Genomic DNA, 14,030 nt, shown 5'->3' on the forward strand with positions numbered 1-14,030 from the left:
TTGCCATCGGCGATCTGCTGGTGCCTGGCTGCGGCTCAGCGGTACTTGCGGATGAAGTCGCGCAGTTCCGGATAGATCGTTTCGCGCCAGCGCCGGCCGGAGAAGATGCCGTAGTGCCCGCACCTGGGCGCGGTCAGATGCTGCTTGCGGGTCTTCGGAATGCCCGCGCACAGATCGTGCGCGGCGGCGGTCTGGCCCGCGCCGGAGATGTCGTCGAGCTCGCCCTCGATCGTCATCAGCGCGGTGTGCTTGATGTCCTGCGGCCGCACCGGCTCGCCCTGTATCTCCCAGGTGCCATTGGCCAGCCGGAACTCCTGGAAGACTTCGCGGATCGTGTCGAGGTAGTACTCGGCCGCCATGTCCAGCACGGCGTTGTATTCGTCGTAGAAGCGCACGTGCGCCTCGGCATCGTCCGCATCGCCCTCGATCAGGCTCAGGTAGTAGTCGTAGTGCGAGGACAGATGGCGGTCCGGGTTCATCGCGACGAAGCCGGCGTGCTGCAGGAAGCCTGGATAGACGCGCCGGCCGTGGCCGGGATAGTTGGCCGGCACCGTGTAGATGACGTTGTTCTCGAACCACTCGTACGACTTGTTGGTCGCCAGCGAGTTGACCGCGGTCGGGCTTTTGCGCGCGTCGATCGGGCCGCCCATCATCGTCATCGTCTTCGGCGTCGTCTCGCCGGCCGACGCCATCAACGAGATCGCGGCCAGCACGGGCACGGTCGGCTGGCAGACCGATACGACATGCAGGTTCTCGGCGCCCAGATGGCGGATGAATTCCTGGATGTACCGGATGTAGTCGGCCAGGTGGAAGGGGCCGTCCTCGACCGGCACCATGCGCGCGTCGACCCAGTCGGTCACATAGACCTTGTGGTCCTGCAGCAGCGTGCGTACCGTATCGCGCAGCAGCGTCGCGTGGTGGCCCGACAGCGGCGCGCAGACCAGCACCGACGGTTCGTCCTTCAGCAGCTTGATGGTCTCGGGATCGTCGGCGTAGCGCTTGAAGCGGATCAGCTTGCAGAACGGCTTTTCCATGATCGTCTGTTCGACGATCGGAATATCGCGGCCGTTGGAGCGCACGGACTTGATGTCGAAGGCGGGCTTCTCGTATTCCTTGCCGAGCCGGTACAGCAACTCGTAGCCCGCGGCCAGCCGGGTGGCCCCCGGCACCAGCGACAGCGGGCTCAGGGGGTTGGTAAACGTCTTGGCCGTCGCCTGGGCCCACGCGGTCAGCGGGTTCAGGATCGAGCGCTGAAATTCATGCAGTTGGTAAAGCATTGCCGAACACCTGCCTTTCGATATCGGGTTTTCTGCTGTGGCGGATTATGCGCTCAACTCGTCCGTTTTGCGAACGACCGTGCGCACGATCTTGCAACGCAGCATATACCTAAAGGTATGACGGTGTGAGTGGAACTCAATAGGACAATGGCTGTAATTCTGGCGCGGTGTTGGACTACACCGACAGGAGGGCCGGGAAAGGTGGTGTGCGGCGCACAAAAAGTGCGGAGCGCCACCATAAAAAAACGGGCCCATCGACGATGGGCCCGCTTGGGGTGGGGATGCGCCCCGAGGCTTACAGCACGGCCGCGATGGCGTCGACCACCGCGTCGATATTGCGGCTATTGAGCGCCGCCACGCAGATGCGGCCGGTGCCGACGGCGTAGATGCCGTGCTCGGTCTTCAGACGCTCGACCTGCTCGGTGGTCAGGCCCGAGTACGAGAACATGCCGCGCTGCGCCTTGACGAAGGAGAAGTCGCGCGACACGCCCTTGGCGGCCAGCTTGTCGACCAGCGCGTGGCGCATCTGCTTGATGCGGTCGCGCATTTCGGCCAGTTCTTCTTCCCACATCGCGCGCAGTTCCGGGCTGTTCAGCACGGTCGCGACCACGGTGCCGCCGTGTGTCGGCGGGTTCGAGTAGTTGGTGCGGATCACGCGCTTGACCTGCGACATCACGCGCTGCGCCTCTTCCTTGCCGGTGGTCACGATCGACAGCGCGCCGACGCGCTCGCCATACAGCGAGAAGCTCTTCGAGAAGGAGCTCGACACGAAGAAGGGCAGGCCCGACTCCGCGAACAGGCGCACGGCCGCGCCGTCCGGGTCGATGCCGTCTGCAAAGCCCTGATAGGCCATGTCCAGGAAGGGAATCAGGTTCCGTTCCTTGATCAGGCCGACCACCTGTTGCCATTGCTCGGCCGACAGGTCGACGCCGGTCGGGTTGTGGCAGCAGGCGTGCAGCACGACGATGGTGTTGGCCGGATACGACTTCAGCGACTCGACCATGCCGGCGAAATTCAGGCCGTGGCTCGGGGCGTCGTAATAGGCATAGTTGACCACCGGGAAGCCGGCGGCTTCGAACAGCGCGCGGTGGTTTTCCCAGCTCGGATCGCTGATCGCGACCTTGGCGTCGGGATACAGGCGCTTCAGGAAGTCGGCGCCGATCTTCAGCGCGCCGGTACCGCCGAGTGCCTGAGCCGTCACCACGCGGCCTTCCGTGATCAGCGGCGAGTTCTTGCCGAACAGCAGCGTCTGCACCGCCTGGTCGTAGGCCGCGATGCCCTCGATCGGCAGGTAGCCGCGCGGGGTGGCCGTCGTCAGGCGCGCCTTCTCGGCTTCCTGCACCGCGCGCAGCAGCGGAATCTTCCCTTCGTCGGTGAAGTACACGCCCACGCCCAGATTGACCTTGTTGGCACGGGTGTCGGCGTTGAACGCTTCATTCAGGCCCAGGATGGGATCGCGCGGGGCCATCTCGACGGCAGAAAACAAACTCATTTGGGATTCTCGTGGTCAGCTATGTAACAAAACGGGAAGGCGTAGAATGCTCGGACTGCGCTGGGGGCGTGCGGTGGGTCCGCCTTGAAACGGACCGCGCAACCCCGAGATTCTAGCGTATCCGCCCGTATTCCAAAGGTTTTCTCCCCGTCTATGTCGAATCTCGCCGTGCCCGTCGCGGATGCCGCTCCCGCCCTGGATGAGGACAAATTCGTCAGCTTCCCCGGCTCGCCATTCCAGCTGTATCAGCCCTATCCGCCGGCCGGCGATCAGCCGGAAGCCATCCGCCAACTGGTGGAAGGCATCGAGGACGGCCTGTCCTACCAGACGCTGCTCGGCGTCACTGGCTCGGGCAAGACCTTCACGATGGCCAATGTGATCGCCCGGATGGGCCGGCCGGCCATCGTCTTTGCCCCGAACAAGACGCTGGCCGCCCAGCTGTACTCGGAATTCCGCGAATTCTTTCCGCGCAATGCGGTCGAGTATTTCGTCAGCTATTACGACTATTACCAGCCGGAAGCCTACGTTCCGCAGCGCGATCTGTTCATCGAAAAGGACTCGTCGATCAACGAGCATATCGAGCAGATGCGGCTGTCGGCGACCAAGAGCCTGCTGGAGCGGCGCGACACGATTATCGTGGCGACGGTGTCTGCGATCTATGGTATCGGCAACCCGAACGAATACCATCAGATGATTCTGACTCTGCGGGCCGGCGACCGCATCAGCCAGCGCGACGTGATCGCGCGGCTGATCGCGATGCAGTACACCCGCAACGACACCGACTTCCAGCGCGGCACCTTCCGCGTGCGCGGCGACACCGTCGATATCTTCCCGGCGGAACACGCCGAGGTGGCGGTGCGCGTCGAACTGTTCGACGACGAGATCGAGTCGCTGCAGTATTTCGATCCGCTGACCGGCAAGGTGCGGCAGAAGATTCCGCGCTTCACGGTCTATCCGTCGAGCCACTACGTGACGCCGCGCGACACCGTGCTGCGCGCGATCGAGGCGATCAAGGCCGAGCTGCGCGAGCGGCTCGACTTCTTCTACAAGGAAAACAAGCTGGTCGAGGCGCAGCGGCTGGAGCAGCGCACGCGCTTCGACCTCGAGATGCTGGCCGAGCTCGGCTTCTGCAAGGGCATCGAGAACTATTCGCGCCATCTGTCCGGCGCGCGCCCCGGCGATCCGCCGCCGACGCTGGTCGACTACCTGCCGCCCGACGCGCTGATGTTCCTGGACGAATCGCACGTGCTGATCGGCCAGCTCAACGCGATGTACAACGGCGACCGCTCGCGCAAGACCACGCTGGTCGAATACGGCTTCCGGCTGCCGTCGGCGATGGACAACCGGCCGCTGAAGTTCGAGGAGTTCGAGCGCAAGATGCGGCAGGCGGTGTTCGTCACCGCCACGCCGGCCGACTACGAGCGCGCCCATGCCGGCCAGGTGGTCGAGCAGGTGGTGCGGCCCACCGGCCTGGTCGACCCGATCATCACCGTGCGTCCCGCGGTGTCGCAGGTCGACGATCTGCTGTCGGAGATCCATCTGCGGATCCAGGCGGGCGAACGCGTGCTGGTGACCACGCTGACCAAGCGGATGGCCGAGCAGCTGACCGAATTCCTGTCCGAGAACGGTATCAAGGTCCGCTACCTGCATTCGGACATCGATACGGTCGAACGCGTCGAGATCATCCGCGACCTGCGCCTGGGCGCCTTCGACGTGCTGGTCGGCATCAACCTGCTGCGCGAAGGGCTGGACATTCCGGAGGTGTCGCTGGTGGCGATCCTCGATGCGGACAAGGAAGGCTTCCTGCGCGCCGAGCGCTCGCTGATCCAGACGATCGGCCGCGCCGCGCGCAACGTCAACGGCACGGCCATCCTGTACGCCGACCGCATCACCGATTCGATGCGCAAGGCCATCGACGAGACCGAGCGCCGCCGCGCCAAGCAGATCGCATTCAATACGGCCAACGGCATCACGCCGCGCGGCGTGGTCAAGCGGATCAAGGACATCATCGACGGCGTCTACGATCCGAACGAGGTCAAGGCCGAGCTGATGGCCGCCGAGGAGCGCGCGCGCTACGAGGACATGAGCGAGAAGCAGGTCGCCAAGGAAATCAAGCGGCTCGAGAAGAAGATGCTCGACCATGCGAAGAACCTGGAATTCGAGCAGGCCGCGCAGGTCCGCGATCAGCTGAGCAAGCTCAAGCAACAGGTGTTCGGTGCGGCGGGCGAGGGCGGGGCGCTGCCGGCCTGAGCCGCCGGCGGGTAGCGGTGGCCGCGCGGGCCGTCACGGCCAGCGGTTACAATCGCCTCCCTTCGCGCGTCGCGGCCGCGTGCCCGGCGCTTCGTTTGCGCGTGGCGCCATGCCGCCGCGCGTCGATCTGGACGGGTCCGAACGATGAAACGCTTCGCCATTTTGATGTGCTGCATGGGTAATATCTGCCGCTCGCCGACCGCGGAAGGCGTGCTGCGCGCCAAGCTTGCGCAGGCCGGCCTCGCCGACGCCGTCGACGTCGATTCGGCCGGCACCCACAGCTATCACCTCGGCCACGCGCCCGACCGCCGCGCGCAACAGCATGCGCTGGCGCGCGGCTATGACCTGGCCGGGCAGCGGGCGCGGCTGGCGGCGGTCGAGGACTTCGGCCGCTTCGATCTGGTGCTGGCGATGGACCGCGACAACCTGGCGCGGCTGCAGGCGCTGTGCCCCCCCGAGCATCGCCACAAGGTCAAGCTGCTGATGCACTTCGCGACCCGGCACGACGCCGACGAAGTGCCCGATCCCTACTACGGCGAAGGCGACGGCTTCGAGCGCGTGCTCGATTACGTCGAGGACGCCTGCGACGGCATCGTCGCGATGCTGCGCCAGCAGCAATGACCATGGGGCCGCGCCGCGGCCCGTCTGTTCTCCTTCCCCACCGGCGCGCGTCCGAGCTGATTCGCGTGAATCGCGCCAGTCTTACCCTCCTTTCCCGATGTTTCGATCCCTGCTTCGCAAATGGCGCGAGTCGCGCAATGCCAGCCTGCAACTGGACGCCATCCTGTCCGCCGCCAATCCCGACGGTGCGCTGGCGGAGCGGAACGGCTGGCTGATCGAGCTCGGCTATTGGCTGCGGCGCGACGGTCTGCCGGCCGACGACGCGACTGACGCCGCCGGCCAGGACACCACCTGGCGCGAGCATGTCCGCTTGCGCTACCTGCTGCAGGTGCTGGAACGCAATCCGGAGCTCGCCGCACGCTTTGCGCGGACGATCCGATCGATCGTGCGCGACAACGATCCCACGGGCCTGTTCTGCGACACCGGCGTCGCCTCGCACCCCGGCTTCTGGGGCGAGATGATGGACCGCGTGCAGGCGCGCTTCCTGTCGCCGCCGCCGAACCGCGGCGATATGGCGGACCTGTTCGCGCTGCTGTTCGTCGGCGAGCGCGACGCCGACTGGGTGGCGGCGCTCGACGCCGAACTGCTCGATCGCCTCGGCGCGCTGCTGATGTTTGCGCCGGAGCAGGGCGGCGGGTTTGAAGACGAAGCCGAGGACGACGTCGGCGAACAAGCGGACGGCAACGTTGGCGGCGCCTCCCCCGATCACGATAACGAGCTTGCCACCCATGCCGCCTCGGCGGCCGGCCAGGCGCTGCACGCGCGCTACCGTGACGATTTCGCCCGCACGCTGGCCAGCAGCATCCAGGTGCTGGCCAGCCAGGTGCGGGCGACCGGCCTGAGCCAGGCGATTCGCGCGCGTCTGCCGGGCCGGGTCGAAGACACGCCGTTCTTCCGCCTCGGCCCGGCCGTCGCCGCGCTGTGCGAGGAGGGACTGCCGCGCGACAGCGATGTGTTCCGGCAGCGCCTGAACTACTGCCGCGCACTGCTCGACGGTTGTCTCGACGCGGCGCGCCATGTCTATGCGGACCTGGAAGAGAACGGGGTCTCGGTCGAGGTCGTGTTCCAGATCGAGCGGATGAAGGTGCGGCTCGCCCGCATCGACATGCTGCTGGCCGCCTGGGTCGACCCGTCGCGCCGCGGCAAGGTGGCGCAACTGGCGGGCGAGCTGATCCGCACGACGCAGGCGCGCCGCAGCGTCAAGCATCTGGCCGCGGAGTCCTTCTCGCAGCTGGCGCGCAAGGTGGTCGAGCGTTCGGCCGAGAGCGGCGAACACTACATCACGCGCGATCGCAAGGAATACGGCGAGCTGGTGCGCGCGGCGGCCGGCGGCGGCCTGATCACGGTAGCTACGGTCTATCTGAAGTTCCTGATCTACGGCCTGCATCTGGACAAGTTCATCGAAGGGCTGCTGGCCTCGCTGAACTATGCCGGCAGCTTCCTGGCGATCCACTTCGCCCATTTCACGCTGGCGACCAAGCAGCCGGCGATGACGGGCCCGGCGCTGGCGCACCGGCTCGATGCGGTCGGGCGGCCGGAGGGCAGGGAGGCCTTCGTCGACGACACCATCGCGATGATCCGCTCGAACGCGGCGGCCATCGTCGGCAACCTCGCGGTGGTGTTTCCGGTGGCGCTGGCAATCCAGTGGCTGGCCGGCAAGCTGCTGTCGGTCAACCTGATCACGCCGGACAAGGCGATCGCGACCATCGAGTCGTTCTCGATCCTCGGGCCCACGCCGCTGTACGCGATCTTCACCGGCGTGCTGCTGTGGGTCTCGAGCCTGATCGCCGGCTGGGCCGACAACTGGTTTGCGCTGCACCGGATGCACGACGTGCTGGCCTACCACCGCCGGCTGCGCTATGTGCTGGGCGAGCGGGGGGCGATGCGGGTGGCAGATTTCTGGAAACGGAACGTGTCCGGCATCGCGGCCAACGTGTCGCTCGGCTTCCTGCTCGGACTGGGCCCGGAAATCCTGAGCTTCTTTGGCCCGCATATGGAGGTACGCCACGTGACGCTGTCGACTGGATCGGTCGGCACCGCGCTCGGCGTGCTCGGGGTCGAGGCGCTGCGGATGCCGGCCCTGTGGCTGGCGGTGGCCGGCATCGCGCTGATGGGGCTGCTGAACGTCGCCGTCAGCTTCGCGCTGGCCTTCCACATGGCGCTGCGCTCGCGCAATCTGCGCCGCGTCGACCGGCGGGCGCTGAGCGCCGCGGTACGGGCGCGCATCCTGCGCCATCCGCTGTCGCTGATCGTGCCGCCGCGCCAGGCGCCGGCAGGGCCCGGGACCCGCGCGGCCTAGCCGTACCGGTCCCGCAGATGCCGGGAAGACCCCACCGTCACCGCGGTATCTGCCGCACAAGTGACATGGGTAGTTGACCGATTTAGTCGGGAAATTTATACTTGACGAAATTCATCAGGTATTACCCCCGCAATCATGAGATTGACGACCAAAGGCCGCTTCGCGGTGACCGCCATGATCGACCTGGCCATGCGCCAGGACCAGGGGCCGGTGACGCTGGCCGGCATCAGCCAACGCCAGAAGATCTCGCTGTCCTACCTGGAACAGCTGTTCGCCAAGCTGCGCCGGCACCAGATCGTCGAGAGCGTGCGTGGCCCGGGCGGCGGATACAGCCTGGCGCGCAAGTCCGAGGACGTGACGGTAGCCGACATCATCATCGCGGTGGACGAGCCGCTCGACGCGACCCAGTGCGGCGGCAAGGGCAACTGCAATGGCGACGAGAATACCGGCCGCTGCATGACCCACGAGCTGTGGGCGACGCTGAATCAGAAGATGGTCGAGTATCTGGACTCGGTCTCGCTGAAGGATCTGGTCGAGCAGCAGCGCGCCCGCCAGCCCGGCGTGCTGCGCGACATGCGTGAGGACGGCGGCGCCCGCCAGCCGGCACCGGCGGCGCGCGCGCAGCCCAGCGCGGCGGAAAAGGCGGACAAGCCCGCCCGGCCCAAGATGGTGAATTCGGTTTTCAGCCTGGCGCAGTCCTGAGCGGACCGCGGCCAGGCGACGCACAATGTCCCACCCGGCAGTCAAAACAAGGCAGTGACAACGATGAGCACCCCACATTTCCCGATCTACATGGATTATTCGGCCACCACGCCGGTGGACCCGCGCGTGGCGGACAAGATGATTCCGTATCTGCGCGAGCAGTTCGGCAATCCCGCCTCGCGCAGCCACGCCTACGGCTGGGAAGCCGAGAAGGCCGTCGAGGAAGCGCGCGAGCAGGTCGCGGCGCTGGTCGGCGCCGATCCGCGCGAGATCGTCTGGACCTCCGGCGCGACCGAGTCCGACAACCTGGCGATCAAGGGCGCGGCCAATTTCTACTCGGGCAAGGGCAAGCACATCATCACGGTCAAGACCGAACACAAGGCCGTGCTCGACACCACGCGCGAGCTGGAGCGCCAGGGTTTCGAGGTCACCTACCTCGACGTGCAGGAAAACGGCCTGATCGACATCGAGGTGTTCAAGCAGGCGCTGCGCCCTGACACCATCCTGGTGTCGGTGATGCTGGTCAACAACGAGATCGGCGTGATCCAGGACATCGAGCAGATCGGCGAGATCTGCCGCGAGAAGGGCATCATCTTCCATTGCGACGCCGCGCAGGCCACCGGCAAGGTCGGGATCGACCTGTCGAAGCTGAAGGTCGACCTGATGTCGTTCTCGGCGCACAAGACCTATGGCCCGAAGGGCATCGGCGCGCTGTACGTCCGCCGCAAGCCGCGCGTGCGCATCGAGGCGCAGATGCACGGCGGCGGCCACGAGCGCGGCATGCGTTCGGGCACGCTGGCCACGCACCAGATCGTCGGCATGGGTGAAGCCTTCCGCATCGCCCGCGAGGAAATGGCGACCGAGAACGAGCGCATCCGCATGCTGCGCGACCGCCTGTGGAACGGCCTGTCTGGCATGGAAGAGGTCTATCTGAACGGCGACTTCGAGCGCCGCGTGCCGCACAACCTGAACGTCAGCTTCAACTTCGTCGAAGGCGAGTCGCTGATCATGGCGATCAAGGATGTCGCCGTGTCGTCGGGCTCGGCCTGCACCTCGGCCTCGCTGGAGCCGTCCTATGTGCTGCGCGCGCTGGGCCGCAACGACGAGCTGGCGCACAGCTCGATCCGCTTCACCGTCGGCCGCTTCACCACCGAACAGGAGATCGATTACACGGTCGAACTGTTGAAGAGCAAGATCGGCAAGCTGCGCGACCTGTCCCCGCTGTGGGAGATGTACAAGGACGGCGTGGACCTGAATTCGATTCAATGGGCGGCGCATTGAACGCTGTCCATCCGACCCCATAAAAGATACGTCACAGAGGTAGCCAAATGTCTTACTCCAACAAGGTACTCGACCACTACGAAAACCCCCGTAACGTCGGCTCGTTCGACAAGAACGACGACGCCGTCGGCACCGGCATGGTCGGCGCGCCGGCCTGCGGCGACGTGATGAAGCTGCAGATCAAGGTCAACGAGCAGGGCGTGATCGAGGACGCGAAATTCAAGACCTACGGTTGCGGCTCGGCGATCGCCTCGTCGTCGCTGGTGACCGAGTGGGTCAAGGGCAAGACCGTGGACCAGGCGCTGGAGATCAAGAACACCCAGATCGCCGAGGAACTGGCGCTGCCGCCGGTCAAGATCCACTGCTCGATCCTGGCCGAGGACGCGATCAAGGCCGCGGTCGAGGACTACAAGAAGAAGCACGCGGGCGCCCCGACGCAGCAGGCCGCCTGAGCGATCGAAGGGAAGTGGTAGCGATGATCACATTGACCGAAAAAGCCGCGAAGCACGTTTCGCGCTATCTGGACCGCCGGGGCAAGGGCATCGGCCTGCGGCTCGGCGTCAAGACGACCGGCTGTTCCGGCCTGGCGTACAAGCTCGAGTATGTCGACGAGCTGCAGCCGGAGGACCAGGTGTTCGAGTCGCACGGCGTCAAGGTGGTGGTCGATCCCAAGAGCCTGCCCTATATCGACGGCACCGAGCTCGACTTCGCCCGCGAAGGGTTGAACGAAGGCTTCCGCTTCAACAACCCGAACGTCAAGGACGAGTGCGGTTGCGGCGAATCGTTCCGCGTGTAAGGCCGGCGGCCTGAGCGTTTTCCTCTCCCGCTGGCGGGAGAGGGCCGGGCACGGTGGCGGCGCCTCGCGCATCGGCGCGCGCCGCCGCCCCCGCCACAGCCTTCCAGCAGGACTACCTTGAAAGACGATTACTTTGCCCTGTTCGGGCTGCCGGTCCGCTTTACCGTCGACGAGGCCGCGCTCGACGCCGCCTACCGCACGGTGCAATCGCAGGCCCATCCGGACCGCTTTGCCCATGCCGGCGACGCCGAACGGCGCGTCGCGATGCAATGGGCCGCGCATGCGAACGAGGCCTACCGGACCCTGCGCCAGCCGCTCAAGCGCGCGATCTATCTGCTGTCGCTGCGCGGCATCGATATCCAGGCCGAGAACAATACGGCCATGGCGCCCGATTTCCTGATGCAGCAGATGGAATGGCGCGAGGCGCTGCAGGATGCGGTACAGCAGCGCGACGCCGCGGCGCTGGACGCGCTGCTGCGTTCGCTGCGGCAGGAGAAGCGCGAGCGCCAGAGCGCGCTCGGCGGCCTGCTCGATGCCGGCGACGACGAGGCCGCGGCGGCCGCGGCGCGCCAGCTGATGTTCGTCGAGAAGATCGAGCACGACGCGAGCGAGGCGATCGACCGCCTCGAAGGCTAGCGCGGCCGGCACCATCGCGGGGGCCATGACACAATGGCGCCCCGGCAAAAGCGGGTAATGCGGCGGTACGCGCTGGTCGTTCGCCCGGCCATCGCGCCGCCTGCCCCGACAACAGAAGATTGACATGGCACTGCTTCAGATTTCCGAACCCGGCATGTCGCCGGCGCCCCACCAGCGACGGCTCGCGGTCGGTATCGACCTCGGCACCACCAATTCGCTGGTGGCGGCCGTTCGCAACAGCATTCCCGAGGTGCTGGCCGACGAGAGCGGCCGCACGCTGCTGCCGTCGGTGGTGCGCTATCTGCCGAACCGGACCGCGCAGATCGGCTTCCGCGCGCAGGAAGAGGCGGTGCGCGACCCCAAGAACACGATCGTCTCGGTCAAGCGCTTCATGGGCCGTGGCTTGCACGACGTCGCGCATATCGAGCACACCCCGTACGACTTCGTCGACGCGCCCGGCATGCTGCAGATCAAGACCGTCGCCGGCGTCAAGAGCCCGGTCGAGGTGTCGGCCGAGATCCTGGCCACGCTGCGCCAACGCGCCGAGGATGCGCTGGGCGACGACCTGGTCGGCGCGGTGATCACCGTGCCCGCCTATTTCGACGACGCGCAGCGCCAGGCGACCAAGGACGCGGCGCGTCTGGCCGGCCTCGAAGTGCTGCGCCTGCTGAACGAGCCGACCGCGGCGGCGATCGCCTACGGGCTCGACAACGCCTCGGAAGGGATCTACGCGGTCTACGACCTGGGCGGCGGCACCTTCGATATCTCGGTGCTGAAGCTGACCAAGGGCGTCTTCGAGGTGATGGCGACCGGCGGCGATTCCGCGCTGGGCGGCGACGACTTCGACCAGCGGCTGGTCTGCTGGATCGTCGAGCAGGCCGGCCTGCAACCGCTGTCGGCCGAGGACACGCGCCTGCTGATGGTGCGCGCGCGCGCCGCCAAGGAGGCGCTGTCGGAGGCCGACAGCACGGTGATCGACGCGGTGCTGGGCACCGGCGAGATCGTCCACCTGCCCTTGACCGCCGAGCAGTTCCGCGAGATGACCGCGCATCTGGTGCAGAAGACGCTGGCGCCGGTGCGCAAGGCCCTGCGCGATGCCGGCGTGGCGCCCGACGAGGTCAAGGGCGTGGTGCTGGTCGGCGGCGCCACGCGCATGCCGTCGATCCGCAAGGCGGTCGCCGATTTCTTCGGCCAGCCGCCGCTGACCAATCTCGATCCGGACAAGGTGGTCGCGCTGGGCGCGGCGATGCAGGCCAATCTGCTGGCCGGCAACCATGCGCCGGGCGAGGACTGGCTGCTGCTCGACGTGATTCCGCTGTCGCTGGGCGTCGAAACGATGGGCGGCCTGGTCGAGAAGATCATTCCCCGCAACAGCACGATCCCGGTCGCCCGCGCGCAGGAGTTCACCACCTTCAAGGATGGCCAGACCGCGATGGCGATCCATGTGCTGCAGGGCGAGCGCGAACTGGCCAGCGACTGCCGTTCGCTGGCGCGCTTCGAGCTGCGCGGCATTCCGCCGATGGTGGCCGGCGCCGCCCGTATTCGCGTGACCTACCAGGTCGACGCCGATGGGCTGCTGTCGGTCTCCGCGCGCGAGCTGCATTCCGGCGTCGAGGCCTCGATCACCGTCAAGCCCTCGTATGGTCTCGGCGACGACGATATCGCCCGGATGCTGCAGGACAGCTTCCGCGAGGCCGAGCATGACATGAGGAGCCGTGCGCTGGCCGAGGAACGGGTCGAGGCCGAACGCCTACTCGAGGCCACGCGCAGCGCGCTGCAGGCCGACGGCGATCTGCTGTCGGACGACGAGCGCGCCCAGGTCGAAGCGCTGATGACGCAGGTCCGCGAGACCGCCGCCGGCGACGACCATCTGGCGATCAAGGCCGCCATCGAAACGCTGTCGCGCGGCACCGACGAGTTTGCCGCCCGGCGCATGGACCGCTCGATCAAGAACGCGCTGGCCGGCCGCAAGGTGCAGGAGCTCGGCTGAAGGGCGCTCGCCACGGGACGCCCGTCACCCCCACATCAGGACCTGATATGCCACAGATTGTCGTACTGCCCCACGCCGAATACTGCCCAGAGGGCGCCGTCATCGAAGCCAAGAAGGGCACCAGCATCTGCGACGTGCTGCTCGAACATGACATCGAGATCGAGCACGCCTGCGAGAAGTCGTGCGCCTGCACCACCTGCCACGTGGTGGTGCGCGAGGGCTTCGATTCGCTGAACGAGGCCGAAGAGAAAGAGGAAGACCTGCTCGACAAGGCCTGGGGCCTCGAGCCGAATTCCCGGCTGTCCTGCCAGGCGATCGTCGCCGACGAAGACCTGACCATCGAGATTCCCAAATACACGATCAACCACGCCAAGGAAGGCCACTGAGCCCTGCATTGCCTGCCCGGGCGGCATGGCAACCCCGACGGCGAACGAAGACCTTGGAGAACCCCTGATGAAATGGACCGACACCTATGACATCGCGGCGGCGCTGTACGACAAGTACCCCGACGTCGATCCGCTGACCGTGCGCTTCACCGACCTGCGCCGCTGGGTGCTGGAACTGGACGGATTCGACGACCTGCCCGAGCGTTCGGGCGAAAAGATCCTCGAGGCCATCCAGGCAGCGTGGATCGCGGAAGCCGAGTAGGCTGCGGACGCAAAAAAAAAGCGCGCTTCATGGAAGCG

The 14,030-nt window shown here is 66.4% G+C and carries 13 protein-coding genes; 11 read left to right on the top strand and 2 right to left on the bottom strand.

Annotated elements, in window-relative coordinates; all coding sequences use genetic code 11:
• Positions 1-35: 35 nt before the first annotated feature.
• Together LRR16_RS22205 and LRR16_RS22210 are read right to left on the bottom strand one after the other, a co-directional pair.
• Complete coding sequence (locus LRR16_RS22205) at positions 36-1,277, bottom strand: polyhydroxyalkanoate depolymerase (RefSeq protein ID WP_006577707.1); 1,242 nt, start codon at positions 1,275-1,277, stop codon at positions 36-38.
• A gap of 295 nt (positions 1,278-1,572) precedes the next feature.
• Positions 1,573-2,769 carry an amino acid aminotransferase gene (locus LRR16_RS22210; protein ID WP_006577708.1) on the bottom strand — a complete coding sequence of 399 codons (1,197 nt, stop codon included), beginning with the start codon at positions 2,767-2,769 and terminating at the stop codon, positions 1,573-1,575.
• A 153-nt stretch (positions 2,770-2,922) separates the two neighbouring features.
• On the opposite strand from LRR16_RS22210, the gene uvrB reads away from it, so the two are divergent.
• The 11 genes from uvrB to iscX all read left to right on the top strand — a co-directional run bounded on the left by uvrB (position 2,923) and on the right by iscX (position 13,992).
• A complete protein-coding gene (uvrB, locus tag LRR16_RS22215; protein ID WP_006577709.1) occupies positions 2,923-5,019 on the top strand; it encodes an excinuclease ABC subunit UvrB in 2,097 nt (698 codons plus the stop codon).
• 144 nt (positions 5,020-5,163) lie between these two features.
• Entirely contained in the window at positions 5,164-5,640 is a 477-nt protein-coding gene (locus tag LRR16_RS22220; protein ID WP_023263564.1) for a low molecular weight protein-tyrosine-phosphatase, read from the top strand.
• A gap of 97 nt (positions 5,641-5,737) precedes the next feature.
• Positions 5,738-7,939, top strand: a complete 2,202-nt coding sequence (locus LRR16_RS22225) for a site-specific recombinase (RefSeq protein ID WP_232207133.1) — start codon at positions 5,738-5,740, stop codon at positions 7,937-7,939.
• A gap of 135 nt (positions 7,940-8,074) precedes the next feature.
• The gene (gene iscR, locus LRR16_RS22230; RefSeq protein ID WP_006577712.1) at positions 8,075-8,641 is read left to right on the top strand and encodes a Fe-S cluster assembly transcriptional regulator IscR; all 567 of its coding nucleotides are present in this window, start codon (positions 8,075-8,077) and stop codon (positions 8,639-8,641) included.
• Positions 8,642-8,704: 63 nt separating this feature from the next.
• Positions 8,705-9,922 carry an IscS subfamily cysteine desulfurase gene (locus LRR16_RS22235; protein ID WP_023263778.1) on the top strand — a complete coding sequence of 406 codons (1,218 nt, stop codon included), beginning with the start codon at positions 8,705-8,707 and terminating at the stop codon, positions 9,920-9,922.
• Between the two features lie 47 nt (positions 9,923-9,969).
• Complete coding sequence (iscU, locus tag LRR16_RS22240) at positions 9,970-10,374, top strand: Fe-S cluster assembly scaffold IscU (RefSeq protein WP_053821503.1); 405 nt, start codon at positions 9,970-9,972, stop codon at positions 10,372-10,374.
• 23 nt (positions 10,375-10,397) lie between these two features.
• Entirely contained in the window at positions 10,398-10,718 is a 321-nt protein-coding gene (iscA, locus tag LRR16_RS22245) for an iron-sulfur cluster assembly protein IscA (protein WP_023263777.1), read from the top strand.
• A gap of 117 nt (positions 10,719-10,835) precedes the next feature.
• The gene (gene hscB / locus LRR16_RS22250; protein WP_232207134.1) at positions 10,836-11,354 is read left to right on the top strand and encodes a Fe-S protein assembly co-chaperone HscB; all 519 of its coding nucleotides are present in this window, start codon (positions 10,836-10,838) and stop codon (positions 11,352-11,354) included.
• A gap of 124 nt (positions 11,355-11,478) precedes the next feature.
• Positions 11,479-13,344: a Fe-S protein assembly chaperone HscA gene (gene hscA, locus LRR16_RS22255; RefSeq protein WP_006577717.1), complete on the top strand. Its 1,866-nt coding sequence runs from the start codon at positions 11,479-11,481 to the stop codon at positions 13,342-13,344.
• 47 nt (positions 13,345-13,391) lie between these two features.
• On the top strand, positions 13,392-13,730 hold the full coding sequence (fdx, locus tag LRR16_RS22260; RefSeq protein ID WP_006577718.1) for an ISC system 2Fe-2S type ferredoxin: 339 nt from the start codon (positions 13,392-13,394) through the stop codon (positions 13,728-13,730).
• 67 nt (positions 13,731-13,797) lie between these two features.
• A complete protein-coding gene (iscX, locus tag LRR16_RS22265; protein WP_006577719.1) occupies positions 13,798-13,992 on the top strand; it encodes a Fe-S cluster assembly protein IscX in 195 nt (64 codons plus the stop codon).
• Positions 13,993-14,030 lie beyond the last annotated feature (38 nt).

The sequence above is a fragment of the Cupriavidus sp. UGS-1 genome (assembly GCF_021213615.1).
Lineage (GTDB): Bacteria > Pseudomonadota > Gammaproteobacteria > Burkholderiales > Burkholderiaceae > Cupriavidus.

What these genes read in the sequence shown, in the direction of transcription:
- iscA (WP_023263777.1), top strand. Translation starts at nt 10,398, where the DNA reads ATGATCACATTGACCGAAAAAGCCGCGAAGCACGTTTCGCGCTATCTG.
- LRR16_RS22220 (WP_023263564.1), top strand. Translation starts at nt 5,164, where the DNA reads ATGAAACGCTTCGCCATTTTGATGTGCTGCATGGGTAATATCTGCCGC.
- hscA (WP_006577717.1), top strand. Translation starts at nt 11,479, where the DNA reads ATGGCACTGCTTCAGATTTCCGAACCCGGCATGTCGCCGGCGCCCCAC.
- fdx (WP_006577718.1), top strand. Translation starts at nt 13,392, where the DNA reads ATGCCACAGATTGTCGTACTGCCCCACGCCGAATACTGCCCAGAGGGC.
- LRR16_RS22225 (WP_232207133.1), top strand. Translation starts at nt 5,738, where the DNA reads ATGTTTCGATCCCTGCTTCGCAAATGGCGCGAGTCGCGCAATGCCAGC.
- LRR16_RS22205 (WP_006577707.1), bottom strand. Translation starts at nt 1,277, where the DNA reads ATGCTTTACCAACTGCATGAATTTCAGCGCTCGATCCTGAACCCGCTG.
- iscX (WP_006577719.1), top strand. Translation starts at nt 13,798, where the DNA reads ATGAAATGGACCGACACCTATGACATCGCGGCGGCGCTGTACGACAAG.
- LRR16_RS22210 (WP_006577708.1), bottom strand. Translation starts at nt 2,769, where the DNA reads ATGAGTTTGTTTTCTGCCGTCGAGATGGCCCCGCGCGATCCCATCCTG.
- LRR16_RS22235 (WP_023263778.1), top strand. Translation starts at nt 8,705, where the DNA reads ATGAGCACCCCACATTTCCCGATCTACATGGATTATTCGGCCACCACG.
- uvrB (WP_006577709.1), top strand. Translation starts at nt 2,923, where the DNA reads ATGTCGAATCTCGCCGTGCCCGTCGCGGATGCCGCTCCCGCCCTGGAT.
- iscR (WP_006577712.1), top strand. Translation starts at nt 8,075, where the DNA reads ATGAGATTGACGACCAAAGGCCGCTTCGCGGTGACCGCCATGATCGAC.
- iscU (WP_053821503.1), top strand. Translation starts at nt 9,970, where the DNA reads ATGTCTTACTCCAACAAGGTACTCGACCACTACGAAAACCCCCGTAAC.